Source organism: Streptomyces sp. NPDC048419, assembly GCF_043200415.1.
GTDB lineage: Bacteria > Actinomycetota > Actinomycetes > Streptomycetales > Streptomycetaceae > Streptomyces.
Window position 1 is genome coordinate 19018 of the sequence record NZ_JBICXT010000030.1, and the last position, 23153, is coordinate 42170.

General features: G+C 71.8%; 25 protein-coding genes. 14 read left to right on the top strand and 11 right to left on the bottom strand.

Annotation, left to right across the window (positions count from 1 at the left end; genetic code table 11):
• Positions 1–17: 17 nt before the first annotated feature.
• Complete coding sequence (locus ACGFYN_RS39595) at positions 18–692, bottom strand: TetR/AcrR family transcriptional regulator (RefSeq protein ID WP_393870838.1); 675 nt, start codon at positions 690–692, stop codon at positions 18–20.
• A 96-nt stretch (positions 693–788) separates the two neighbouring features.
• Between ACGFYN_RS39595 and ACGFYN_RS39600 the strand changes: the two genes are divergently transcribed.
• The 3 genes from ACGFYN_RS39600 to ACGFYN_RS39610 are packed head-to-tail and all read left to right on the top strand — an operon-like array spanning position 789 to position 4496.
• Positions 789–1838 (top strand): LacI family DNA-binding transcriptional regulator, encoded by a 1050-nt coding sequence (locus ACGFYN_RS39600; protein ID WP_393870839.1) that lies wholly within the window; start codon positions 789–791, stop codon positions 1836–1838.
• Positions 1839–1853: 15 nt separating this feature from the next.
• Complete coding sequence (locus ACGFYN_RS39605; protein ID WP_393870840.1) at positions 1854–3032, top strand: 4-hydroxybenzoate 3-monooxygenase; 1179 nt, start codon at positions 1854–1856, stop codon at positions 3030–3032.
• Between the two features lie 27 nt (positions 3033–3059).
• A complete protein-coding gene (locus ACGFYN_RS39610) occupies positions 3060–4496 on the top strand; it encodes a benzaldehyde dehydrogenase (protein ID WP_393870841.1) in 1437 nt (478 codons plus the stop codon).
• A 20-nt stretch (positions 4497–4516) separates the two neighbouring features.
• On the opposite strand, the gene trxA is transcribed toward ACGFYN_RS39610, so the two are convergent.
• Positions 4517–4903 (bottom strand): thioredoxin, encoded by a 387-nt coding sequence (gene trxA, locus ACGFYN_RS39615; protein WP_393870842.1) that lies wholly within the window; start codon positions 4901–4903, stop codon positions 4517–4519.
• A 121-nt stretch (positions 4904–5024) separates the two neighbouring features.
• Between trxA and ACGFYN_RS39620 the strand changes: the two genes are divergently transcribed.
• Positions 5025–6458, top strand: a complete 1434-nt coding sequence (locus ACGFYN_RS39620; RefSeq protein ID WP_393870843.1) for a dihydrolipoyl dehydrogenase family protein — start codon at positions 5025–5027, stop codon at positions 6456–6458.
• A 75-nt stretch (positions 6459–6533) separates the two neighbouring features.
• Here ACGFYN_RS39620 and ACGFYN_RS39625 read toward each other — a convergent pair whose 3' ends face one another.
• On the bottom strand, positions 6534–7178 hold the full coding sequence (locus ACGFYN_RS39625) for a peptide deformylase (protein WP_393870844.1): 645 nt from the start codon (positions 7176–7178) through the stop codon (positions 6534–6536).
• 140 nt (positions 7179–7318) lie between these two features.
• Here ACGFYN_RS39625 and ACGFYN_RS39630 point away from each other — a divergent pair, with 140 nt between their 5' ends.
• Positions 7319–8713 carry a PepSY-associated TM helix domain-containing protein gene (locus ACGFYN_RS39630; protein WP_393870845.1) on the top strand — a complete coding sequence of 465 codons (1395 nt, stop codon included), beginning with the start codon at positions 7319–7321 and terminating at the stop codon, positions 8711–8713.
• A gap of 104 nt (positions 8714–8817) precedes the next feature.
• On the opposite strand, the gene ACGFYN_RS39635 is transcribed toward ACGFYN_RS39630, so the two are convergent.
• From ACGFYN_RS39635 to ACGFYN_RS39645, 3 genes are all read right to left on the bottom strand, one after another.
• Entirely contained in the window at positions 8818–9165 is a 348-nt protein-coding gene (locus ACGFYN_RS39635; protein WP_393870846.1) for a tetratricopeptide repeat protein, read from the bottom strand.
• Positions 9166–9236: 71 nt separating this feature from the next.
• Complete coding sequence (locus ACGFYN_RS39640; protein WP_393870847.1) at positions 9237–9692, bottom strand: MarR family winged helix-turn-helix transcriptional regulator; 456 nt, start codon at positions 9690–9692, stop codon at positions 9237–9239.
• A complete protein-coding gene (locus ACGFYN_RS39645; protein ID WP_393870848.1) occupies positions 9689–10180 on the bottom strand; it encodes a MarR family winged helix-turn-helix transcriptional regulator in 492 nt (163 codons plus the stop codon). The genes ACGFYN_RS39640 and ACGFYN_RS39645 overlap by 4 nt, the downstream gene beginning before the upstream one ends.
• A 112-nt stretch (positions 10181–10292) precedes the next feature.
• Here ACGFYN_RS39645 and ACGFYN_RS39650 point away from each other — a divergent pair, with 112 nt between their 5' ends.
• The 4 genes from ACGFYN_RS39650 to ACGFYN_RS39665 all read left to right on the top strand — a co-directional run bounded on the left by ACGFYN_RS39650 (position 10293) and on the right by ACGFYN_RS39665 (position 14486).
• Positions 10293–11258 carry a pirin family protein gene (locus ACGFYN_RS39650; RefSeq protein WP_393870849.1) on the top strand — a complete coding sequence of 322 codons (966 nt, stop codon included), beginning with the start codon at positions 10293–10295 and terminating at the stop codon, positions 11256–11258.
• 157 nt (positions 11259–11415) lie between these two features.
• Entirely contained in the window at positions 11416–12738 is a 1323-nt protein-coding gene (locus ACGFYN_RS39655; RefSeq protein WP_393870850.1) for a hypothetical protein, read from the top strand.
• A 78-nt stretch (positions 12739–12816) separates the two neighbouring features.
• Positions 12817–13506, top strand: coding sequence for a transcriptional regulator (locus ACGFYN_RS39660; RefSeq protein ID WP_393870851.1), 690 nt, complete (start codon positions 12817–12819; stop codon positions 13504–13506).
• Positions 13503–14486, top strand: coding sequence for a pyridoxal-phosphate dependent enzyme (locus tag ACGFYN_RS39665; protein WP_393870852.1), 984 nt, complete (start codon positions 13503–13505; stop codon positions 14484–14486). Before ACGFYN_RS39660 ends, ACGFYN_RS39665 begins: the two co-directional genes overlap by 4 nt.
• Here ACGFYN_RS39665 and ACGFYN_RS39670 read toward each other — a convergent pair.
• Positions 14481–14876, bottom strand: a complete 396-nt coding sequence (locus tag ACGFYN_RS39670; protein WP_393870853.1) for a nuclear transport factor 2 family protein — start codon at positions 14874–14876, stop codon at positions 14481–14483. The two genes, ACGFYN_RS39665 and ACGFYN_RS39670, sit on opposite strands and share 6 nt — an antisense overlap.
• Positions 14877–15047: 171 nt before the next feature.
• Here ACGFYN_RS39670 and ACGFYN_RS39675 point away from each other — a divergent pair, with 171 nt between their 5' ends.
• Positions 15048–15404 (top strand): cupin domain-containing protein, encoded by a 357-nt coding sequence (locus ACGFYN_RS39675; protein ID WP_393870854.1) that lies wholly within the window; start codon positions 15048–15050, stop codon positions 15402–15404.
• Positions 15405–15426: 22 nt separating this feature from the next.
• Here the strand turns inward: ACGFYN_RS39675 and ACGFYN_RS39680 are convergent, their stop codons facing one another.
• Positions 15427–16719, bottom strand: coding sequence for a VWA domain-containing protein (locus tag ACGFYN_RS39680; RefSeq protein WP_393870900.1), 1293 nt, complete (start codon positions 16717–16719; stop codon positions 15427–15429).
• Between the two features lie 59 nt (positions 16720–16778).
• Positions 16779–17636, bottom strand: coding sequence for an AAA family ATPase (locus ACGFYN_RS39685; RefSeq protein WP_393870901.1), 858 nt, complete (start codon positions 17634–17636; stop codon positions 16779–16781).
• Between the two features lie 177 nt (positions 17637–17813).
• Between ACGFYN_RS39685 and ACGFYN_RS39690 the strand changes: the two genes are divergently transcribed.
• Positions 17814–18347 carry a TetR/AcrR family transcriptional regulator gene (locus tag ACGFYN_RS39690; RefSeq protein ID WP_393870902.1) on the top strand — a complete coding sequence of 178 codons (534 nt, stop codon included), beginning with the start codon at positions 17814–17816 and terminating at the stop codon, positions 18345–18347.
• Between the two features lie 198 nt (positions 18348–18545).
• Here ACGFYN_RS39690 and ACGFYN_RS39695 read toward each other — a convergent pair whose 3' ends face one another.
• Together ACGFYN_RS39695 and ACGFYN_RS39700 are read right to left on the bottom strand one after the other, a co-directional pair.
• Positions 18546–19856: an FtsX-like permease family protein gene (locus ACGFYN_RS39695; protein ID WP_393870855.1), complete on the bottom strand. Its 1311-nt coding sequence runs from the start codon at positions 19854–19856 to the stop codon at positions 18546–18548.
• A 3-nt stretch (positions 19857–19859) separates the two neighbouring features.
• A complete protein-coding gene (locus tag ACGFYN_RS39700; protein ID WP_393870856.1) occupies positions 19860–20651 on the bottom strand; it encodes an ABC transporter ATP-binding protein in 792 nt (263 codons plus the stop codon).
• 179 nt (positions 20652–20830) lie between these two features.
• Between ACGFYN_RS39700 and ACGFYN_RS39705 the strand changes: the two genes are divergently transcribed.
• From ACGFYN_RS39705 to ACGFYN_RS39715, 3 genes are read left to right on the top strand one after another with little or no spacing between them, the layout of a single operon-like run.
• Positions 20831–21511, top strand: coding sequence for an ABC transporter permease (locus tag ACGFYN_RS39705; protein WP_393870857.1), 681 nt, complete (start codon positions 20831–20833; stop codon positions 21509–21511).
• Positions 21508–22179 carry an ABC transporter permease gene (locus ACGFYN_RS39710; protein WP_393870858.1) on the top strand — a complete coding sequence of 224 codons (672 nt, stop codon included), beginning with the start codon at positions 21508–21510 and terminating at the stop codon, positions 22177–22179. Before ACGFYN_RS39705 ends, ACGFYN_RS39710 begins: the two co-directional genes overlap by 4 nt.
• Positions 22176–23111, top strand: a complete 936-nt coding sequence (locus ACGFYN_RS39715) for an ABC transporter substrate-binding protein (RefSeq protein WP_393870859.1) — start codon at positions 22176–22178, stop codon at positions 23109–23111. The genes ACGFYN_RS39710 and ACGFYN_RS39715 overlap by 4 nt, the downstream gene beginning before the upstream one ends.
• Positions 23112–23153 lie beyond the last annotated feature (42 nt).

Here is a 23153-nt window from a genome sequence, read left to right on the forward strand (position 1 = left end):
CAGTGGGGTCAGTCGGGTCAGTGGGGTTCGGGGGCCTGCTCGATGCCGGCGATCAGCGTCCGCAGCCCCCAGGACAGACGGTCCTCGGGCGCTCCACCGAGCAGCGGGCCGCCGAGTGCGGCGATGTGCGGATGGGTGCGCTCGGAGGCGCCGTGCACCGCGCGGCGCAGGGCGTCCCAGTCCTCCTCGGACGCCTCGCCCGCGGCGTGCTCGGCGGCGGTCGCGGTGGCGTGCTGGAGCAGCAGGTCGACGCCCCACGCGGCCTGCGCGGGCGGTACGCCGCCCTCGTCGAGCAGGGCCAGCAGCGTCTCGATCAGGTTCAGGTAGTGCGGGCCGCTCGGCCGGGCCGTCAGTGCGGAGCGGGCCAGGCTCGGGTGCTCGAAGAGCATCGCGGTGTACGCGGTGAGCACCCGCTCCAGGCGCTCCCGCCATGCGCCCTCGGGCGGGGCCGGCCCGACGGTGCCCAGCAGCTCGTCCAGCACGGCCGCGTGTAGCTCCGCGGTGTTGCGCACGTAGACGTACAGCGAGGCCGGGCCGGTGTCGAGCTCCTGCGCGAGGCGTCGCATGGTCACCTTCTGCAGGCCCTCGGCACGCAGGATCGCGACCGCCGCGGCGACGATCCCCTCCCTGCTCAGGGCGGGTTTCGCGGGGCGTTCACGGCGGCTGCGGGGGGTGCCGGGTCGGTCTGTCATGCCTCACACGATAACGAACATGTTCGTTGCGAACAAGTTCGAGACGAACATGTTCGTCGAGGCCCGGGCGTGGCCCGGGACACAGGTTCTGCAAAGATGCCGTACGTCATGGTGCAGATACCGAAAACGCCCGCGCACTCGTCCACCACGGCGCGCTCCGTGCCCACGAGCGCCGACGTGGCCCGCCTGGCCGGCGTCTCGCGCGCGACCGTCTCCTACGTCCTGAACAACACCAGCGCCGTCCGGATCAGCGAGCCCACGCGCCGCCGGGTCCACGAGGCCGCCAAGGAACTCGGCTACGTGCCGCACGCCGCCGCCCGCAGCCTGCGGGCCGGACACAGCCGCGTGGTCCTGATGCCCGCCCCCAGCTTCCCGGTGGGCCCCCTCTACAGCCAGTTCATCAGCGAGCTCCAATGGGCGCTCGGCCGCCTCGACTACACGGTCGTGCAGTACGGCTCCGTCGGCGTGCACGGCGACGAGGCCGCCCGCGCCTGGGCCGAACTGCGCCCCGTCGCCGTCCTGGTGCCCGGCGCCGGACCCCTCAGCCCGCAGGGCGTGACCGTGCTCAAGCGCTCCGGCGCCCGCGCCGTCGTCACCCTCGGACCCGAGTCCGTCGACGGCGCCCACGCGCTGCTCATGGACCACGAGACCGTCGGCCACTGCGCCGCAGGCCATCTCTTCGACCGCGGCCGGCGCCGCATCGGCGTCGTCACGCCCCGGGAGAACGGCCTGGAGTCCTTCGCGCTGCCCCGCCTCGAAGGGGTGCGCCGCGCCCTTCAGGGCACCGACGCCACCGTGACCGAACTGCCCCTGGCCTACGAGGAGGAGGCCGCCACGCGCCTCGCCGCCCGCTGGCGCGACCTCGACCTCGACGCCGTGTTCGCGTACAACGACGAGTACGCGATGCTGCTGATGCGCGCGCTGCAGGACGTCGGCGTGCGCATCCCCGAGGATGTGGCCCTCATCGGCGCCGACGACCTCATGCTCGGCCGGCTGCTGCGGCCCCGGCTGAGCACGGTCCACATCGAGCTGCCGTCCGGCCGCGACCTGGCCGAACTGGTCGACCGCGCGGTGCGCAACCCCGGTGCCGCGCCCGAGACGCACAAGGTGCTGGGAGCCACGGTGATCCACCGCGACTCCAGCTGAACCAAGGAGGCGTTCATGCGCACGACGGTCGGCATCATCGGCGGCGGCCCCGCCGGGCTGCTCCTCGCCCGGCTGCTGCACCGCACCGGCGTGGACTGCGTCGTGCTGGAGGCACGGACCCGGGAGTACGTCGAGCAGCGCCAGCGCGCCGGAATGCTCGAACAGGGCACGGTCGACGCCCTGCACGAGGCCGGCGCCGCCGAGCGGCTGCACGCCGAGGGGCTGATCCACCAGGGCATCGAGCTCCGCTTCGACCGGGAGCGCCACCACATCGACTTCCCCACCCTGACCGGCGGCCGCACCGTCACCATCTACGCCCAGACCGAGATCGTGAAGGATCTGGTCGCGCTCCAACTGGCCGAAGGGCCACGGCTGTTGTTCGAGGCCGAGGCTCTGGCGATCGAGAAGCCGGACAGTGAATCACCCGTGGTCCGCTTCCGTCACGAGGGTCGCGAGCAGACCCTCGCCTGCGACTGGGTGGTGGGCTGCGACGGCTTCCACGGCATCGCCCGGGACACCTTCCCGGACACTCTCGGCCGGACGTACGAACGTGACTACCCCTACTCCTGGCTCGGCATCCTCGCCGACGTGGCCCCCTCCTGCGAGGAGCTGATCTACGCGCGCGGGCAGGGCGGCTTCGCCCTGCACAGCATGCGCTCCCCGCACGTCTCCCGCCTGTACCTGCAGGTCCCCAACGGCACCGACACCGAGGACTGGAGCGACGACCGGATCTGGGACGAGCTCGCCGACCGCTTCGCCATCGACGCCGACTGGACCCTGCGCCGCGGCCCGATCACCGCCAAGTCCGTTACGCCGATGCGGAGTTTCGTCCATGAACCGATGCGGTACGGGCGGCTGCTGCTGGCCGGCGACGCCGCCCACATCGTGCCGCCGACCGGCGCCAAGGGCCTCAACCTCGCCGTCTCCGACGTCCGCGTCCTCGCCCGCGCCTTCGCCGAACTGCGCCGCACGAAGTCCGAGCAACTCCTCGACTCGTACTCGGACATGTGCCTCGCCCGCGTGTGGCAGGCCACGCGCTTCTCCTACGACATGACTAAGATGTTGCATGCTCAACCAGATAGGGATGTGTTCGAGAACCGTCTGCAACTCGCGCGTCTGCGCCGGATCGCAGCATCCCGCCACGCGGCTGCCGAACTGGCCGCGAACTACACGGGACTTCCGCTCCTGATGTGAGTCCCGGTGACGAAACGGAGAGCCGTCATGCCGCTGCTCGACCCGAAGACCTGGCAGCCCCGCTCCCTGTCGGGGCCCGAGTACGCCGCCACGGAGCCCGCCACCGGGGACACGCTCGCCACCGTCACCCTCGCCTCCGCAGAGGACGTCGGCGCCGCCGCCGAGGCCGGCCGTGCCGCCCAGGCGGAGTGGGCGCGCGTCCCGCACTTCGTCCGCGCGGGTGTCCTGCGCAAGGCCGGCGACCTGTTCGCGGCGCACGCCGAGGAGCTGCGCGAATGGATCGTGCGGGAGTCGGGCTCCATCCCGGGCAAGGCCGACTTCGAGCTGCACGTCGCGGCCCAGGAATGCTACGAGGCCGCCGCTCTCGCCTCCCGCCCGGCCGGGCAGGTCCTGCCCACCGAGGCGCCGAGGCTGTCGTACACACGCCGTGTCCCGGCGGGGGTGGTGGGCGTGATCGCCCCGTTCAACGCCCCGCTGATCCTCTCGATCCGCTCGGTCGCCCCGGCCCTCGCCCTCGGCAACGCGGTCGTCCTCAAGCCGGACCCGCGCACCGCCGTCTGCGGCGGACTCTCCCTCGCCGCGGTCTTCGCCGAGGCGGGCCTGCCCGAGAACCTGCTGCACGTGCTGCCCGGCGGCGCGGACGTCGGCCAGGCGCTGGTCGCCGACCCGCGCGTGCCCGTCATCTCCTTCACCGGCTCCACCGCCGCGGGCCGCGCGGTCGGCGAGGCGGGCGGCCGCCACCTCAAGCGCGTCCATCTGGAACTGGGCGGCAACTCCGCCCTGGTCGTCCTGGAGGACGCCGACCTCGACGCGGTGATCTCGACGGCGGCCTGGGGCTCGTTCTTCCACCAGGGCCAGATCTGCATGACGACCGGCCGCCACCTGGTCCACCAGTCGATCTACGAGGAGTACGTCGAGCGCCTCGCGGCCAAGGCCGACTCCCTCGCGGTCGGCGACCCGCACCGCGCACAGGTCCACCTGGGCCCGATCATCGACGACGCCCAACTCACCAAGATCCACGGTCTGGTGCAGGCGAGCACCGCCCGCGGCGCCAAGGTCGCCGCGGGCGGCACCCACGAGAAGCTCTTCTACCGGCCGACGGTCATCGCGGGCGTCGACGACACGAGCCCGGCCTACGCGGAGGAGGTCTTCGGCCCGGTGGCGCCCGTACGCCCCTTCAGCACCACCGACGAGGCGGCGGCCTGGGCGGCGCAGGGCGAGTACGGCCTCTCGCTCGGCATCGTGACACGTGACGCGGCCCGCGGACTCGACCTCGCCGAGCGCATTCCGACCGGCATCGTCCACATCAACGACCAGACCGTGAACGACGAGGCCGTGGCCCCCTTCGGCGGCGTCGCCGCGTCCGGCACCGGTGCCCGCTTCGGCGGTGAGGCCAATCTGGAGGCCTTCACCGACGTGCGCTGGACGACGGTGCGCGCAGACGTGGCGCCGTATCCCTTCTGAGGCTGCCGTCCCCTTCGGGACTACTCGCCGTTCTGCTCGGCCTGGGCCTGCTGGTCCGCGACCGCCTTGCGGACCTCGTCCATGTCCAGCTTGCGGGCCTGCCCGATGACGTCCGTCAGGGCGGCTTCGGGCAGCGCGCCCGGCTGCGCGAACACGGCGACCTGATCGCGGACGATCATCAGCGTCGGGATCGACTGGATACCGAAGGCCGCGGCCAGCTCCGGCTGCGCCTCGGTGTCGATCTTGCCGAACACCAGGTCGGGGTTCTCCTCGGCCGCCTTCTCGTACACAGGTGCGAACTGGCGGCACGGCCCGCACCAGGACGCCCAGAAGTCGATCAGGACGAATTCGTTGTCCGTGACCGTCTGGTCGAAGTTCTCCTTGGTGAGCTCCACGGTGCTGCTCATTGCGCAATTCCCTCTTCCTGCTGTCGGGGGCGAAGCCGTCGGCACAACGCGGCCGACATGTCACGTATTCCGCGCCCCTACCCGTGTGGCCTGAGCGCACACCACCCACCAGACTGACCCCATGACGGAAACGGAAACCATCGCTTACGACGTCGTGGTGCTCGGGGCCGGGCCCGTGGGGGAGAACGTGGCCGACCGCACCCGCGCGGCCGGACTTTCCACCGCGGTCGTGGAGAGCGAGCTGGTCGGCGGCGAGTGCTCGTACTGGGCCTGCATTCCCAGCAAGGCCCTGCTGCGCCCGGTGATCGCCCGCGCGGACGCCCGGCGGGTGCCCGGCCTGCGCCAGTCGGTACAGGGCCCCCTCGACGCGGCCGCGGTCCTCGCGCACCGTAACTACTACACATCCGACTGGCACGACGAGGGCGCGGCCGGGTGGCTCGACGGCATCGGAGCCGATCTTTACCGCGGCCACGGCCGCCTGGACGGCGCGCGCACCGTGACCGTCACCGGCGCCGACGGCAGCCGCGAGGTGCTCACCGCCCGGCACGCCGTTGTCGTCTGCACCGGCACCGACGCCGTGCTGCCGGACCTGCCGGGCCTGGCCGACGTCAAGCCGTGGACCAGCCGCAACGCCACCAGCGCGCAGGAGGTGCCCGGCCGTCTCGTGGTCGTCGGCGGGGGAGTGGTCGCCACCGAGATGGCCACCGCCTGGCAGGCCCTCGGCTCGCAGGTCACCCTCCTCGTCCGCGGCAAGGGCCTGCTCAACCGCATGGAGCCCTTCGCCGGGGAACTGGTCGCCGAGGCGCTCACCGAGGCCGGAGTTGACGTCCGCACCGGCACGTCGGTGCGGTCGGTCACCCGCGAGAACGGCACGGTGGTGGCCGTCACCGACCAGGGCGACCGCATCGAGGCCGACGAGATCCTCTTCGCCACCGGCCGCAAGCCGCGCACCGGCGACATCGGCCTGGACACCGTCGGCCTGGAACCGGGCAGCTGGCTCCAGGTCGACGACAGCCTGCAAGTCAGCGGCAACGACTGGCTGTACGCGTGCGGCGACGTCAACCACCGCGCGCTCCTCACGCACCAGGGCAAGTACCAGGCCCGTATCGCCGGTGCCGCCATCGCCGCCCGCGCCTCGGGCGTGCCGATCCTGGAGTCGGACCCCTGGGGCGCCCACACGGCCACCGCCGACCACGACGCCGTCCCGCAGGTCATCTTCACCGACCCGGAGGCGGCGGCCGTCGGCCTCTCCCTCGCGGAGGCGGAGCAGGCCGGCTACCGGGTGCGCGCCGTGGACGTCGACATGAGCTCCGCGGCCGGCGCGGGCCTGTACGCCGACGGTTACCGCGGCCGCGCCCGCATGATCGTGGACCTGAACGAGGAGATCCTGCGCGGCGTCACCTTCGTCGGGCCCGGCGTCAGCGAGCTCATCCACTCCGCCACGATCGCCGTCGCGGGCCAGGTGCCGATCAGCCGGCTGTGGCACGCGGTCCCGTCGTTCCCGACGATCAGCGAGGTGTGGCTGCGGCTGCTGGAGTCGTACCGCGACAACTGACGTATCCTTTACGGCAGTTCAGTGCGCCCCCGGGACAGGTGACCGTGCCGGGGGTTGCACTCGGACCCGGGGCGCTCAGGCCAGTGGGAACCCGAGCGCCCGCGCCGCCTCTTCGGGCGTCGGCTGCGTCCACCGCTGCGCCATCGCCTCGTTCGAGGACAGCGAGCGCAGTTCCGCGCGGTCCAGGTACAGCGTCCCGTCGAGGTGGTCCGTCTCGTGCTGGACGATCCGCGCGGGCCAGCCGGTGAACACCTCGTCCAGCGCGCGGCCGTGCTCGTCCTGGCCGGTCAGCCTCACCTTGGCCGACCGCGCCACCACCGCCTGCCAGCCCGGCACGCTCAGACAGCCCTCGAAGAAGGCGGCCCGGTCCGAACCGACGGGCTCGTACGACGGGTTGACCAGCACCCGGAACGGTTGCGGCACCCGGCCGCGCACCAGCCGTACCTCCTCCGGCACCGGCGCCGGGTCCTCGATCACCGCGATCCGCAGCGCCACACCGACCTGCGGCGCGGCCAGGCCCACGCCCGGCGCCGCGTGCATGGTGACGCGCAGGGCCTCGACGAAGCGGGCCAGCAGCGGGGCGTCGAGCTGACCGTCGAAGCGCTCGGTGTCACGCCTGAGCACCGGCTCGCCCGCGGCGACGATGGGCAGCGGGCCGTCGACGGCGAGGAGTGCCTCGACCTGCTCGGCAAGGGACGCTCGATCACGGGGAGTTGCCATCGGGCCAGGATGCCATGGCGTCCCGCGCCAGACGTCACACCGTGTGACACAGGCCACGAGAGCCGTCGGGAACTCGGCGCCTTCTTCCTCCGACTACTGGACCGCCACAGCATGTCCCCGTCCCCCGGAGAAGCCCGCCGATGTCCATCGCTCCCACGACCTCCACAGACGATGCCCCGCAACCGGCCGCCGCCCCGGCGCCGTCCCCAGGCCGGTGGGCGCCGCTGCGCCCACTGGTGCTGCGGCTGCACTTCTACGCCGGAGTGCTCGTCGCACCCTTCCTGCTCGTCGCCGCCACCACCGGTTTCCTCTACGCCGGCGCCTTCCAGGCCGAAAAGCTCGTCTACGCCCATGAGTTGACCGTCGCGAAGGCGGGCGGAACCGAGCTGCCGGTCTCCACGCAGGTGGCCGCCGCCCGCAAGGCGCACCCCGAGGGGACCGTCTCCGCCGTACGGCCCTCCCCGGAGGCCGACGCCACGACCAGGGTGCTGCTGTCCGGCGTCCCCGGCGTCGACCCCGACCACGCGCTCGCCGTCTTCGTCGACCCCTACACCGGCCAAGTACGCGGCGCCGTCGAGCAGTACGGCTCGACCGGCGCGCTTCCGCTGCGTACCTGGATCGACGAGTTCCACCGCGACCTGCACCTCGGCGACACCGGCCGGCTCTACAGCGAACTCGCCGCGAGCTGGCTGTGGGTGATCGCGGGCGGCGGTCTCGTGCTGTGGTTCTCCCGCCGCCGGGCCCGGCGCAAGGTACGCGGCACCGGCGGACGGCGCCGCACGCTCGGGCTGCACGGCACGGTCGGCGTCTGGGCCGCCGCCGGGTTCATCTTCCTGTCGGCCACCGGCCTGACCTGGTCCACCTACGCCGGGGCGAACATCGACGAGCTGCGCACCTCGCTCGGCCAGGCCACCCCGTCGGTCTCGGCGGCGGCCGGCGGCGAGCACGCGGGACACGGCGCGTCCGCCGCCACCGGGGGCGCCGAGCACGGCGTCGGCCTCGACAAGGTGCTGGCGGCGGCGCGCGCCAAGGGACTGAGCGACCCCGTGGAGATCGTGCCGCCCGCCGACGCGGGCTCGGCGTACGTGGTCCGGCAGGTGCAGCGGAGCTGGCCCGAGAAGCAGGACTCGGTGGCGGTCGATCCGGCCACCGGCGAGGTCACCGACGTGCTGCGGTTCGCCGAATACCCGTTGCTCGCCAAGCTGACCCGCTGGGGCATCGACCTGCACACCGGCATCCTGTTCGGCCTGGTCAACCAGATCGCGCTGATGCTGCTCGCGCTCGCCCTGATCCTGCTGATCGTCTGGGGCTACCGCATGTGGTGGCAGCGCGGACGCGGCTCCGCCTTCGGCCGGCCGATCCCGCGCGGCGCCTGGCAGAAGGTGCCCCCGCAGATCCTCGTCCCGGCGGTCGCCGTGGTGGCCGCGGTCGGCTACTTCGTCCCGCTGCTCGGCATCCCGCTGGCCGCCTTCGTCCTCGTGGACGTGCTCCTCAGCGAGATCGCGCACCGGCGGACCCGGACCTCGGCGCCATGACAGCGACCGGGCCCGGTTCCTGTGTCGGAACCGGGCCCGGCCGTGTCGCCGTACGGTGTCGCTGAGACCTCGGCGGACGTCGCTGAGACCTCCGCGGACGTTCCTCAGACCTTCGCGAAGTCGCCCGCGAGCGCCGAGGCGATGCGCAGATGCGTGTCAGCCTCGTCCTGCCGTCCCTGACGCTCCAGCGTGCGGCCGAGCATCAGCCGGGCGTAGTGCTCGACCGGGTCGCGCTCGACGATCACGCGCAACTCGCTCTCCGCACGGCGCAGTTGGGCCGAGTGGTAGTAGGAGCGCGCCAGCAGCAGGCGCGGCCCGGTCTGCTCCGGCACCTCCTCGACCAGCCCGCCCAGCACACGCGCGGCGGCGGCGAAGTCCTTGGCGTCGAAGAACATCTGCGCGCGCTCCCAGCGCTCCGCCGGTGTTCCGTGGTCGTAGTACGTCGTGTCCACTCGTGACCTCCTTCGGCGTACACAACCACGACCGATGGTTGAACATTCCACCAGATGTGTGGCCGGACGGATCAGGACGACAGTGCGGCGAGTTCGGCGTTGGCGCGCTCGGTCACCAGGGCCAGCACGCGGCCGGTCGTGGCCAGGTCCTCGGCCGGGATTCCGCCCCAGACCCGGGCCGAGATCTCCGCGCTCTCGCCGCTCACCGCGGCGTAGAACTCCCGCCCCGCGTCCGTGATCCGGACCTGCGACGCCTCGGACGCGAGGAGCCCCTTGGCGAGCAGCTGCTCGACGACTCCCTGCACCGAGGCCGTGTCGGTCTTGAGTGAGCCGGCGACCTGATCGACGAGCGCCGCACGCTCGAACGGCGCCTCGGCGACGGCCACGAGCCGGAGGGTGATCTGCTGCGCGAAGGTGGCGCCGTGCCGGGCCAGGACGTGCTCCAGGACGGCTCGGGCGGCGTAATGAGCCAGGCCGAGTGCGCGGGCGTCGGCGGCTGGTGCGGTGGTGGATGCGTCGGTGGTCATGAGTGCTCCTTGTCGGACTCGCCGTCCAGGGCCGAATGGTCGAGCGGTGCGTCGAGCAGGGTCGCCAGGTCGCGGGTGAACTCCCTTGTACGGGCGCTGTCCAGGCCCCCGAGCGGTGCGAGGAGCTGCTGCAGCAGGCCCTGGACGACCTTGATGGCGCGCCCGGTGACCTCGCGGCCCTGCTCGGTCAGGGCCAGCTGCACGGCGCGCGGGTCCCGCGGGTCGCGGGCGCGCTCCAGCAGGCCGGCCGTCTCCAGCGCGCGGGCCAGTTTGGACACGTAGAGCGGTTCGAGGCCGGTGTGGTCGGCGAGGCGGCGCTGGCTGGGGCGCTCGCCGGTGCGGTGCATGCCGTACAGCGAGGCCACCAGTGAGTACTGCGCGTGCGTGAGACCGAGTGGTGCCACCGCCCGGTCGACGGCCACCCGCCACTTCATCGACAGACGCCACACCAGGAAACCCGGCGTCGCCTTCTCGGAACCTTGGCTCATGAGAAATACAGTACATGGCTACTATAGCCATGGCTACTATTTCTTCGGCGACGGACGGTACCGCCCGGGTGACGGACTGACGCGACGCCGTGGACAGGGCTAGGTTGGCGCCATGAGCAATCTTGATCGCGAGCCGGTTCCCGCTCTGTGCGGCGGCCGCGGCTTCGTGGTGGCGGAGCCCGTGCGTCAACTCCTCAGCCCTCGCCGCGTCAAGCTCGGCGAGTCGACCGAAGTCCGCCGGCTGCTGCCCAACCTGGGCCGCCGCATGGTCGGCGCCTGGTGCTTCGTCGATCACTACGGCCCCGACGACATCGCCGACGAGCCCGGCATGCAGGTGCCGCCGCACCCGCACATGGGCCTGCAGACGGTGAGCTGGCTGCACCAGGGCGAGGTCCTGCACCGCGACTCGACCGGCAGCCTGCAGACCATCCGCCCGCGCGAACTGGGCCTGATGACCTCCGGCCGGGCGATCAGCCACTCCGAGGAGAGCCCTCGGCCGCACGCCCGCCTCCTGCACGGCGCCCAGCTCTGGGTCGCCCTCCCGGACAGCCACCGGCACACCGACCCTCACTTCGAGCACCACGCCGGACTGCCGATCGTCACGGCCCCGGGCCTCAAGGGCACGCTGATCCTCGGCAACCTGGACGGCGCGACCTCGCCCGGCACCACGTACACCCCGATCGTCGGCGCCGACCTGACCCTCGCGAGCGGCGCGGAGGTACGTCTGCCGCTCGAGCCGGACTTCGAGTACGCCGTGCTGTCCATGTCGGGCGAGGCCCACGTGGACGGCGTCCCGGTGCTGCCGGGCTCGATGCTCTACCTCGGCTGCGGCCGCACCGAACTCCCGCTGCGCGCCGAGTCGGACGCCGGGCTGATGCTCCTCGGCGGCGAGCCGTTCGAGGAGGAGCTGATCATGTTCTGGAACTGGATCGGCCGCACCCAGCAGGAGATCGAGCAGGCCCGCGCGGACTGGACGACCGGCACACGCTTCGGCGAGGTGAAGGGCTACGGCGGCGACCCGCTGCCGGCGCCCGAACTGCCGCCGCTGCCGTTGAAGCCGCGGGGACGGGTGCGGTGACGCCCGGGTCGACGCCCGTGTCGACGCCCGCGTGATTCAACGGGCGCCTTTCCGCGGGCTGTTCGTGACGGCCGTTCGCGATCTGGGAATGCGCCGTAATCCACCCTGACGATCAAGGAAACGGCCGATTGTCAGTGGTGCGTCCTACTCTCGCCATATGACCTACAGCGTCTGGCACAGGGGCCTCGGCATCACGCTCGATCTGACCGAGGCGGATCTCGGGCACCCCGAATACCCACGGCTGCTCGACGAGATCTACGGCAATTACCAGCCAGATCTTCTCTACTGCCTCGAAGCCCACCAGGACGAAGGGTTCGTCTGCCCCGGCTTCATGGCCATCCGCAAGGTCAGTGGAAGGCCGCACGCGATGCATGTGGCAAAAGGGGAACGCCCCGAGACAAAGGCCGAGAGCGATCTCCACAAGGCACTCAGGGATTACACCGCCGAGGTCGCCTCCGGAGAGGGTTTCCGGGTGGCGCGGGCGGAGGAGACCGAACACGGAAAGCAGCGCCGGGACGTCACTGTGGAGGGCGCCGGTAAACAGCGGCTCGCTTATGAAATACAGCTCGCCGCGATAGCCGGCGGCTCCGTGGACGAGCGCACCCGCAACGCCCGCCGTGAGGGGCTCACCCCGCTCTGGCTCGTCAACAACGAGAACGCGATCCCCATCGACCGAGCGCCATGGGCCCGCCTGAACGTGCAGAGCTGGCGCGACGTCACCGACCGCGCGGCCCTGCCGGTGCGCGGCGGCGTCAAGCATCTGCACATGTCCCGCTGCGACTGGGGCAACCCGGTGCCGTGTCCGCAGCAGGGCGCCGGCCGCTGCGGCGGCAGGCACGCTCTGTGGGAGCCGGTCCGGGGTCTCTACTACGACGACGTCATCCGCCGTACGGCCACCGGTGAACTCGTCTCGCTCTACCTGCCCCACCCCGCGGGCCGCCGCGGCTGGCACATGTGGGTCACCCCGACGGACAAGGAGGAGTTCCTCGAAGGCCGTCCCGAGCCCATACCTGGCGGGTCGGCGGCGCCCGGCCCCGGCGGCCCGGACATGCCGACTCCCGGGCCGGACCCCGAGGGTGCCGGGGTGGGTGTCCGGACCGAGCTGACGCGGGCGCGTGACGACGAGCGGCCCATCGACGCCGCGCTGTGGCACACCGAGCCGGGGCCGTCGGCGTTCTCCCGGCCCTTCACGGTGGGGGAGTTCGTCATCCCCGGAGACCTCGTGGCGGCGCGGCGGACCTTCACCCGGGCGCTGGAGCACTGCGAGGACATCGCCGCGCACCTGCCGCTCGGCGCCGACATCGCGGCGGGGCGTGCCGAGTTGACCGGCGACCAGCGGGAGCGCCTGGCGGACGCGCGCGAGCGCTGTCGGCGGCTGGCCGAGGAGATGCACACCCACCCCTGGTGGCGGACGGTCGAGGACCGGCACGCGGCAAGGGAGGCACTGACGTACGCGGCCACGCACGACTCCGCCTTCTAGCCGCCACGGTCCCCTGTCCACTGTCCGGCACCGCGTCTGGACTTTCTGTCCAGCGATTGGACCTGTAGTCTAAGAGTCATGGCTGCCGAGCACTCCCCGGACAACGAGCGCGATGCGATCCTCGCCGCGCTGCGTCCCGTCGTCGACGGGCTCGTGGCGACGTTCGGGCCGATGTGCGAGGTCGTCCTGCACGACTACCGGCAGCCGGAGAAGTCGGTCGTCGCCGTGGCCGGTTCGGTCACGGGGCGGGACGTGGGCGGGGCGATGAGCGAGATCGGCATGCGCATCCTCGCCCGCGGCGACGAGGCCGACGACGACCTGAACTACCTCACCCGCACCGGAGCCGGACAGCTGGTCAAGTCGTCCACGATGGTGCTGCGCGACTCCGCGGGGGCGGTGTTCGGGGCCCTGTGCGTCAACGTCGACATCACCGCGGTGCACGAGGCCCAGGCCCTGCTCGGCGCGCTGGCCGGCCCCTCGTCCGGGTCCGCCGAACCACCGGTCACCGCCTTCGGCAACGACATCGACTCCGTCGTGGACGCCATCCTGGACGCCCACCGGCTCGGGCAGACCCAGAGCTGGGCGGGACTCGGCCGCACCGAGCGCCTCGAACTGTTCCGCAGCCTCGACGAACACGGCGTGTTCGCCGTGCGCCGCGCGGTCGAACAGGTCGCCGCCCGGCTCGGCATCTCCCGCGCCTCCGCCTACAGCTATCTCTCCCAGGCCCGCGCCGCCACCGACCCGACCACCACCGGAGAACACGCGTGACGATCACCACCGCACCGGTCACCCTCGACTCAGTCCGCGACGCCGCCGCCAGGATCAAGGGCATCGCACACCGCACCCCGGTACTGCACTCACGGACCCTCGACGCCCTCGTCGGCGCCGAGGTCTTCCTCAAGTGCGAGAACTTCCAGCGCGTGGGCGCCTTCAAGTTCCGCGGCGCCTACAACGCGGCCTCCCGGCTCACCCCGGAGCAGCTGTCCCGGGGCATCGCCGCCTACTCCTCCGGCAACCACGCCCAGGCCGTCGCCCTGGCCGCCCGCGAACTCGGCACCACAGCCGTCATCGTCATGCCCGAGGACACCCCGCGCTCCAAGCGCGAGGCCACCGTCGGCTACGGCGCCGAGGTCGTCACCTACGACCGCTACAGCGAGGACCGCGTCGCGGTCGGCGAAGCCCTGGCCGCCGAGCGCGGGCTCGCCCTCATCCCGCCCTACGAGCACCCCCATGTACTGGCCGGACAGGGCACCGCGGCGCTCGAACTCCTCGAAGAGACGGGCGAGTTGGGCGCACTGATCACGCCCGTGGGTGGCGGGGGCCTGATCGCCGGCTCCGCCACGGCGGCCAAGGGGCTGCACCCCGGGATCCGGGTGCTCGGCGTCGAGCCGGAGGCCGGGGACGACACCAAGCGGTCCCTGGAGGCCGGGCGGCGCGTCACCATCCCCGTGCCGCGCACCATCGCCGACGGGCAGGCCGCCGAGACGCCCGGCGAGCTGACCTTCTCCGTCAACCGCAGACTCGTGGACGGGATCGCCCTCGTCTCCGACGACGAGATCCGGGACGCCATGCGTTTCGCGTTCGAGCGCCTGAAGATCGTCATCGAGCCGAGTGGGGCGACCCCGCTGGCCGCGCTGCTCGCCGGGCGGGTGGAATCCCTGCCGCCGCGGATCGGTGTCATCGTCTCCGGCGGCAATGTGGATGCGGACCGGTTCGCCCGGCTGTGCGGCCGGGCGGCGGAGTCATGACCAGAACTCGTCGTCCGCGTCCATGTTCTCGACGCACTCGTCGAGATCGGTGATCTTGTCCCCGACGATCCGGAAGACGATCCCTCCGTCCTCGTCCAGGGTCTTGTCACCGCGCCGTGCGGTGGCGTGGTGCAGGGAGACGGCGTGGCCACGGCCGTCCACCAGGACGGTGCGCAGTTCGACCTTGAAGGTGCCGCCCGTCTCCTGCATGAGCTTGCCGTAGTAGCCGAGGACCGCGTCGATCCCCTTGAAGTCCCCGGACAGCGGATGGCTGCCGGGCACATGGTGCGAGGCGTCGCTCGTCATCATCGAGCGCAGGGTGTCCATGTCACCGCGCATGAAGGCTTCGTAGCCCTTGCGGATGAGTAGTGCATGAGGGTGTTCGGCCACGATGATCGCCACCTTTCTGGTGCTTTGGCGACTGCGGCTCAGCCACCATTCTGCGCCTGTACGTCCGAGTTGTCCGCTCCTCGCTGCATACCGCCGTCACTCGAATGGCGGCGCCGGGTGGACGGGCGGACGATGGTGTGGTGGGCAGGGCTCGCAATGGAGGGAGCCGTCATGATTGAGGTCAAGGCTGTCGACAAACCCGACGAGCGGCGCGACTTCCCGCGCGGCCACCTCGAAGCCGTCCATATGAGCGGACTCGACTTCGCCGTGGGCACGTTCGAGCCGGGCTGGCGCTGGTCGGAGTCCGTGGGGCCCATCGCCGGGACACCGAGCTGCCAGGTCCATCACAACGGGTACTGCGTCTCGGGGCGCATGCAGGTCGCCATGGACGAGGGCGGCGAACGTGAGGTAGGACCGGGCGACGTCTTCGTGATCCCCCCCGGCCACGACGCCTGGGTCGTCGGGGACGAACCGTGCGTCGTGTACGACTTCGCGGGCGGTATGGCGACGGACTACGCCAAGGCGTGAGGCAACGACGTGAGGCAAGGAGTCACACGGGAAGCAGGCGAGTGATCAGCGCGCCGAGCCGGCGGGCGTTGCGGCATTCATGCATCTCCACCAGTTCGGCGTACTCGGGTGCGGCGGAATCGCCCGTGCCCCACAGGGTGCGCGGCTCGGGGTTCAACCAGTAGACGCGGCGGGCCCGTTCGGCGGTCTGCCGGACCGCCGCCAGGTTCGGATCGCTCATGTTGGTACGGGCGTCGCCGAGTACGAACACCGTTGTGCGCGGTCCGACCGCGTCGCCGTACCGCTCGGCGAACTCGCCCAGCGCGACGCCGTAGTCGCTGCTGCCGTGCCAGCCCGTGAGCGTGGCCTCCGCCCGGATGCGGGCGCCCAGTCCCTGCGGGTCGGCGGCGCCGTGTTCGAGGAGCGGGGTCACCTCGTCGAGCCGGTTGACGAAGGCGAACACCCGCACCTTGCTGAACTGGTCGTGCAGCGCCTGCACCAGCAGCATCGTGAAGTCCGAGAACCCGGACACCGACCCCGACACATCGCACAGCAGGACCAGTTCGGGCCGGACCGGACGGCGTCTGCGCAGCACCGGCTTCATCGGCACCCCGCCCGTCGACAGAGATCCGCGCAGAGTGCGGCGCAGATCGATGCTGCCGCGGGCGGCGCGACGGCGGCGGGCCGCGAGCCGGGTGGCGAGCTTACGGGCAAGCGGCCGCACCGTCCGGCGCAGCTCGGCCAGTTGGAGCTTCCCGGCGTAGAGGAAGTCGACGCGGTCCGGAGTGGTGGCCACCGCCCGGCGGGCGAGTTCGTCGCGGTCGCGCCGCTCGGCGACCCGGCGCCGGGCCTCGACGGCCACCTGCCTGCGGAAGGTCTCGATCCGTCGCCGGATCTCGTCCTCCAGGAGCCGGTCGGTGAACCCCGAAGTGCCGTCCTGCGCACGGAGGTCGTCGCGGACGCGGGCGAACAGCGTCTGCGGGCGGAGCCGGTCCAGGGTCTGCTGCGAGGACCAGCCGTCCGAGCCGGGCGAGGAGCCGTAGCCGCCGAAGCCGTCCACCGCCTCGGCGGCCAGTTGCGCCATCAGCGCCTCGTCGCCCGCCGTCAGCGCACGCGCGAGCCGTTCGCGCAGATCGTCCCGGTCCGTGGTTTCGCCCTCGGGCGCGCCGATGCCGCGCGGGAAGTACAGGTCGAAGACCGGGTCGAAGACCTGCCGTTGGACCGTGCCGTGCAGCAGCGCCGAGGCCAGTCCCTCCCGCAGCACCTCGCGGTCGGCCAGGCCCAGCGCCGCCACCGCCTGAGCGGCGTCCACGGTCTCGCCGGTGCCGATCCGCATGCCGTGCGCCCGCAGCGCCCCGACCAGAGAGGTCAGGCGCTCGGCCACTCCGGGGGCGGTCACACGGCGTCCAGGTCGAGCTTGGCCGCCGCCTTCAGCACATCGTCCTGGTGCTTGAGCAGGACGCCCAGGCTGTCGCGTACGACGGTCTCGTCCAGGGTGTCGGCGCCGAGCGCGAGCAGCGTGCGCGCCCAGTCGATGGTCTCGGCGACCGAGGGGACCTTGCGCAGGTCCATGGCGCGCAGCGCACCGACCACGCGGACCACGGAGTTGGCCAGCGCCTCGTCCAGGCCGGGCACCTTCAGCCGTACGATGTGACGCTCCAACTCCTCGTCCGGGAAGCCGATGTGGAGGAACAGGCAGCGGCGGCGCAGCGCCTCGGACAGCTCGCGGCTCGCGTTCGAGGTGAGGACGACGAAGGGGCGGCGGGTCGCGGTGATCGTGCCCAGCTCCGGGACGGTCACCTGGAAGTCGCTCAGCACCTCCAGGAGCAGGCCTTCCACCTCGACGTCCGCCTTGTCGGTCTCGTCGATCAGCAGCACCTTGGGGTCGTCGCCACGGATCGCGGTGAGCAGGGGGCGGGTGAGCAGGAACTCCTCGCTGAAGATGTCCGTGCGCGCCTCGTCCCACGTCTCGTCCCGGCCCGCGCTGATCCGCAGGAGCTGCTTGGCGTGGTTCCACTCGTACAGCGCCCGGGACTCGTCGACACCCTCATAGCACTGCAGCCGGACCAGGCGCGCCTGCGCCACCTCGGCCACGGCCTTGGCGAGCTCCGTCTTGCCGACCCCGGCGGGGCCCTCGACCAGCAGCGGCTTGCCCAGGCGGTCGGCGAGGAAGACGGTCGTGGCGACCGCGGGCGAGGCGAGATATCCGGTGCCGGCCAGGCGTGCGGAGACGTCGTCGACGGATGTGAACAGCAACGGGGCCTCCAGCTCGGCACGGGTCGGGAGCTACTATCTAAGCGCTTGTTCACCCAGTCTGTCACGCGGATCAGGTCCCGGGATCGGCGGTAGACCGATCGGTTTTCATGCTGCGGGCTGCGGAGGTGACCTCGCCGTACGACCACGACAGACAAGGCGTCCACGAAGGAACGGCTGCTCGACGCGGCGGCCGAGCTCTTCTACCGCGACGGCGTCTCCATCGGCGTCGAGGCGCTGTGCAGGACGGCCGGTGTCTCCAAGCGGTCGATGTACCAGCTCTTCGCGAGCAAGGACGAGGTCCTCGCGGCGAGCCTGGAGCGCCGCGCCCCCGGATACGCGGCGCAGCTCGCGCCCGGCGAGCGTGATGCCCTCACGCCGCGCGAGGGCATCCTCCACATCTTCGAGCAGGCGGAGAGACTCTCGGCCGGGCCCGATTGCCAGGACTGGCCCTTTCTGGCGGCGCTGGTCGAGCTGAAGAACCCCGAACACCCCGCGAGCGTCGTGGCCCGCGAGGCCAAGGAGCGGCTCCAGGAGGCGTTCCGTGCGCAGGCGGAGCTCGGCGGCGCCCGGGACCCCGGGCTCCTGGCCCGGCAGCTGATGCTCGTCTTCGACGGCGCGAGCGCCCGCGCCGGCGCCCGCATCGAGACGCTGGACGGGCTGACGACGGCGACGGTGACGACCCTGCTGGACGCGTCGGGCGTGGCGTAGCCGCGCAGCGGGAATGGCATGACGGCGCGGTGGGCGGACATGGCGGCGCGGCGGGCGTGGCATAGCGGCCGGCGGGCGTGGCATGGCGGTCCGGCGGGCGTGGCATGGCGGTCCGGCGGGCGTGGCAATGCGGCGCCGCGGGCGCGGCATGGCGGAAGGGGCGGCCGCCGAAGCAACCGCTCCGCCCGCACATCCTCCTCATGCGGCCAGCTCCACCGCCTCCACCGCCGGAGTCCGCAGCACCCGCCGCGCCGTCACCAGGCTCGTCCCCAGCGTCACCGCCGCGGAGAGCGCGACGACGGCGAGGTAGATGCCGAATCCCTGGTGCGGCAGTACCGAGTCGCTGCGGACGACGGTGAACGGGACGATCCCCGCCAGCGCCGCCACCGTCCCGAAGAACACGCCGACGGCCGTCACGATCAGGCCCTCCGCGCCCACCGTGCCCAGCACCTGCGCGGGCGTCGCCCCGGCCAGCCGCTGCCGGCCGAACTCCCGGCGCCGGTAAGTGGTCGCCGCATAGAGCGAGTTGACCAACATGACGCAGACGAAGACCACGATGATGCCGACGACCGTGAGGTTCAGCGTCTCGAGGTTCTTGGCGTCCACGGTCTTCTTCAGGCCCGAGGCCTCGACCGTGTCGCTCTCCACCGCCTGCATGTACAGCGTCGCCGTGGCCATCGCCGTGAACAGGATCAGCGACATCAGGATCCCGGCCAACCGGTCCGTGCGCTCACGCAGATTGCGCACCGCCAGCCAGCCGCTCGCGCCGGTGAGCTCCAGCCGGTCCAGCACGCCCTTCAGCAGCCGCGGGGCCATCAGCGCGAAGCCGACGGACAGCAGGATCGCCCCGTACGCGGGCGGCGCCATCAGCGCCGCGTCCTTCGCGGAGAACGCGAACGTCGACAGGACCGACACGCCACCGACGCCCAGAGCGGCGTACGCGAGCAACTTGCGGGCCCGGCCGCGCGGTCCACGCCGGCTCGTGGCCCGCCGTGCGGCGAGGAAGGCCGCGCCCGCCGCCGCGAGCAGCGTGATGCCGACGCCCGAGTCCAGAGCGAACACGCCGAACGAGTAGTCCACCGACCGCGCGACCTGCCCGCCGTCCTGGAACCCGCTGAGCAGCGCCCGTCCGCCGAGCATCGCGGGGCCGATCGCGAGCACGGAGGCGATCAGGGCCACGGCCACCGCCTCGCCCACGACCATCCGCTTGATCTGCGCCGGAGTCGCCCCCGAGCAGCGAAGAAGCTCCAACTCACCCGTCCGCTGACGGACGTTGACCGTCAGCGTGGAGGCCACCGCGAAGAACACCAGCAAGGTGCCGTAGCCGCCGACGACGCTCGCCGTGGTGCTCAGCGTGTCGTGGCTGACCGCGTCCACGCCGGCCTGCCCGGCCGTGTCCTGGAGCGAGTTGAACATCATGATGATCACCGCGCCCAGGAACGCGGACAACAGCGTCGCCAGGAAGCGCCCGGGCCGCTGCCGGACCGATCGCATCGCCAGTACGAACATCGCTCACACCCCCGCCGTCACGTCGTCACCCAGGTGCGCGAGCCGCTCGGCCACCGCGTCCGCGGTCGGCGCATCCATCCGGCCCACCAGCCGGCCGTCCGCCAGGAACAGCACGGCGTCGGCGTAGGAGGCGGCGACCGGGTCGTGCGTCACCATCACCACGGTCCGGCCGTGCACCCGCACCGCCTCCTGCAACAGCCGCAGCACGTCCCGTGCGCTGCGTGTGTCCAGCGCGCCCCTCGGCTCGTCCGCGAAGATCACCCGAGGTTCGGTGACCAGCGCGCGGGCGATCGCCACGCGCTGCCGCTGCCCGCCGGACAACTGCTCGGGACGGTGCCCGAGACGGTCGCCGAGCCCGACCTGGGTGAGGACCTCCTGGGCCCGCCTCCGGTCCACGCGCTGCCCGGCGAGCTTCAGCGGAAGCACCGTGTTCTGCGCGACCGTCAGCGTCTCCAGCAGGTTGTACTGCTGGAACACGAAGCCGATGCGCCCGCGCCGGAACCTCGTCAGCTCGGCCTCGCCGCCACCGGTCAGCTCCGTGCCGTCCACGCGCACGATCCCGCTGTCCGGCCGGTCGAGCCCGGCGGCGCACTGCAGCAGCGTGGACTTGCCCGAACCGGAGGGTCCCATCACCGACGTGAACGTGCCGCGGCCCAGCCCCAGCGTGACCCCGTCCAGGGCCTTCACGGCGCCGCCGTCCGACCCGTACGTCTTGCTGACCTTGACCAGCCGCAGCGCCTCGGCGGCGGGCCCCGCGTCCTGCGTGCGTCGCGATTGCGCGCGAAACATCGTCATCACCATCCGTCCGGCACGCCCTGTGCCCCACCCACGAAGCTACGGAGACGCGGGCCGGACCACATGGGGCGCAGAACCCGTATCGCGGGGTGTACCCAGCGACACCCACCGCCTCGGCGAGACCCCCGTACGGGTCACCACAACGCGCCGACCCCGTCGCCCGCCGGTGCAATGGAGCCGTGACCGGGCCCCCGGACGACTGCCTCGCGCGCAACGAGTGGATCTGCGGTGAGTATCTGACCACCCGCCGCCAGATCCTGCTCGACGCGGTCCTGCAGCACCTTCAGCTGACCGGGATCTCCGTGTTCCTCGGCCTCGTCCTGGCCGTCCCGCTGGCCGTGCTGGCACGCCGCTGGCGCTGGTCGTCAGGACCCGTCCTCGCCGTCACGACGATCCTCTACACGATCCCGTCCCTGGCGATGTTCTCGCTGCTCCTGCCCGTCTACGGTCTCTCGGCGAGCCTGGTCGTCGCCGGCCTCGTCCTGTACTCGCTGACCCTCCTCGTGCGGAACATCCTGGCCGGGCTGCGGGCGGTGCCCGAGGAGACCCGGCAGGCGGCGCGCGGCATGGGCTACGGCCCGATCCGGCTCCTGATCACCGTCGAACTGCCGCTCGCCGTGCCCGCCGCGATGGCCGGCCTGCGCGTCGCCACCGTCTCCGCGGTCTCCCTGGTCACGGTCGGCGCGATCGTCGGCTTCGGCGGACTGGGCAACCTCATCTACTCCGGCATGAACACCTACTTCAAGGCGCAGGTGCTCACCGCGTCCGTGCTGTGCGTGGTGATCGCCGTCGTGGCCGACCTGCTGCTCCTCGGCATCCAGCGCCTGATCACCCCGTGGACCAGGGCGGCCCGCTCATGACGACCCTGACCGACGCCTGGCACTGGCTCACCGACCCCGCCCACTGGCCAGGCGCGGACGGCATCGGGCACCGGCTCGTGCAGCACCTCGTGCTGACCGTCGTCTGCCTGGCCGTCAGCTGCCTGATCGCCCTGCCGGTCGGGCTCGTCCTCGGCCACCTCGGCAAGGGCGGGGCCCTCGCGGTCAACATCTCCAACGCCGGCCGCGCGATCCCCACCTTCGCCGTCCTCGTCCTGCTCCTGCTGACCCCCGTCGGCAGGTGGGGCGAGGGTCCTACGGTGGCCGCCCTGGTCCTGTTCGCCGTACCGCCCCTGCTCACCAACGCCTACGTCGGCATGCGCGAGGTCGACCGCAGCGTCGTCCAGGCCGCGCGCGGCATGGGGATGACGGGCCGGCAGATGCTGTTCCACGTCGAACTGCACCTCGCGCTCCCGATGATCCTCAACGGGGTGCGGATCGCCGCCGTACAACTCGTGGCGACCGCGACCATCGCCGCGCTGGCCGGCGGGGGAGGGCTTGGCCGGATCATCACGGCGGGCTTCAACCTCGCCAGCACGCCGCAGGTGGTGGCCGGGGCGATCCTCGTCGCCGCCTTCGCGCTGGTCGTGGAGGGGATCTTCGAGACGGCGGAACGGCTCGGACCCCGCTGGGCCAGAGGCGCGCGATGAGACGCCAACTCGCCCTGACCACAGTGCTGTTGCTCACGGGCTGCACCACCGGCCCGTCCCTGGAGACGCAGGGAGACGTCACCGCGCCACCCGGCGACAGCCACCACCTGACCATCGGCTCCGCGGGCTTCACCGAGAGCGATCTGCTCGCCCAGATGTACGCGCTGCTCCTAAACCGGTCCGGCTACAAGACGTCCCTGCTCACCGTCGCCAACCGCGAACTGTACGAACCCGCCCTGGAATCGGGCCAGATCGACGTCGTCCCCGAATACGCGGCCACCTTCGCCGACTGGCTCAACGCCAAGACCAACGGAGCCGGCGCGGCACCGGTCGGCTCGCCGGACCTGAACACCACGATGACGGCGCTGCACAAACTGGCCACGCCACGCGGCCTCACCGTCCTCGACGCCGGCCGGGCCGTCGACCAGAACGCCTTCGCGGTCAGCAGGTCCTACGCCCGCCAACACGGTCTGAAGACGCTCAGCGACCTCGGCGCCTCGGGTCTGAAGGTGCGGCTCGCGGCGGGTGACGAGTGCGTGCAACGGCCGTACTGCGAACCGGGGTTGAAGAAGGCCTACGACATCGGCGTCATCGCCGTCGACCCCAAGGGCGTCGGCACCACGCAGGCCAAGCGGGCCGTGCAGAGCGGCCAGGACCAGATGGTGCTCACCACGACGACCGACGCCACCCTCACCGGCTTCGACCTGGTCCTCCTCGCCGACGACAAGCATCTCCAGAACGCCGACTACATCGTCCCGGTCGTCAACCGCTCCCGTGCGGGCGGCCAGGGCGCCACCGAGGCACTCGACAAGCTCAACGGCGTCCTCACCACCGCCGACCTCGCCTCCATGAACGAACAGGTCGACAGCTGGCGGCGGTTGGCGAAGGACGTGGCGCGCAGCTACCTCCGGGACAAGGGCCTCCTCAAGTGAGCGCAGGGTCCTGCTGCGCCCGGCGACGTCAATTGTCAGTGC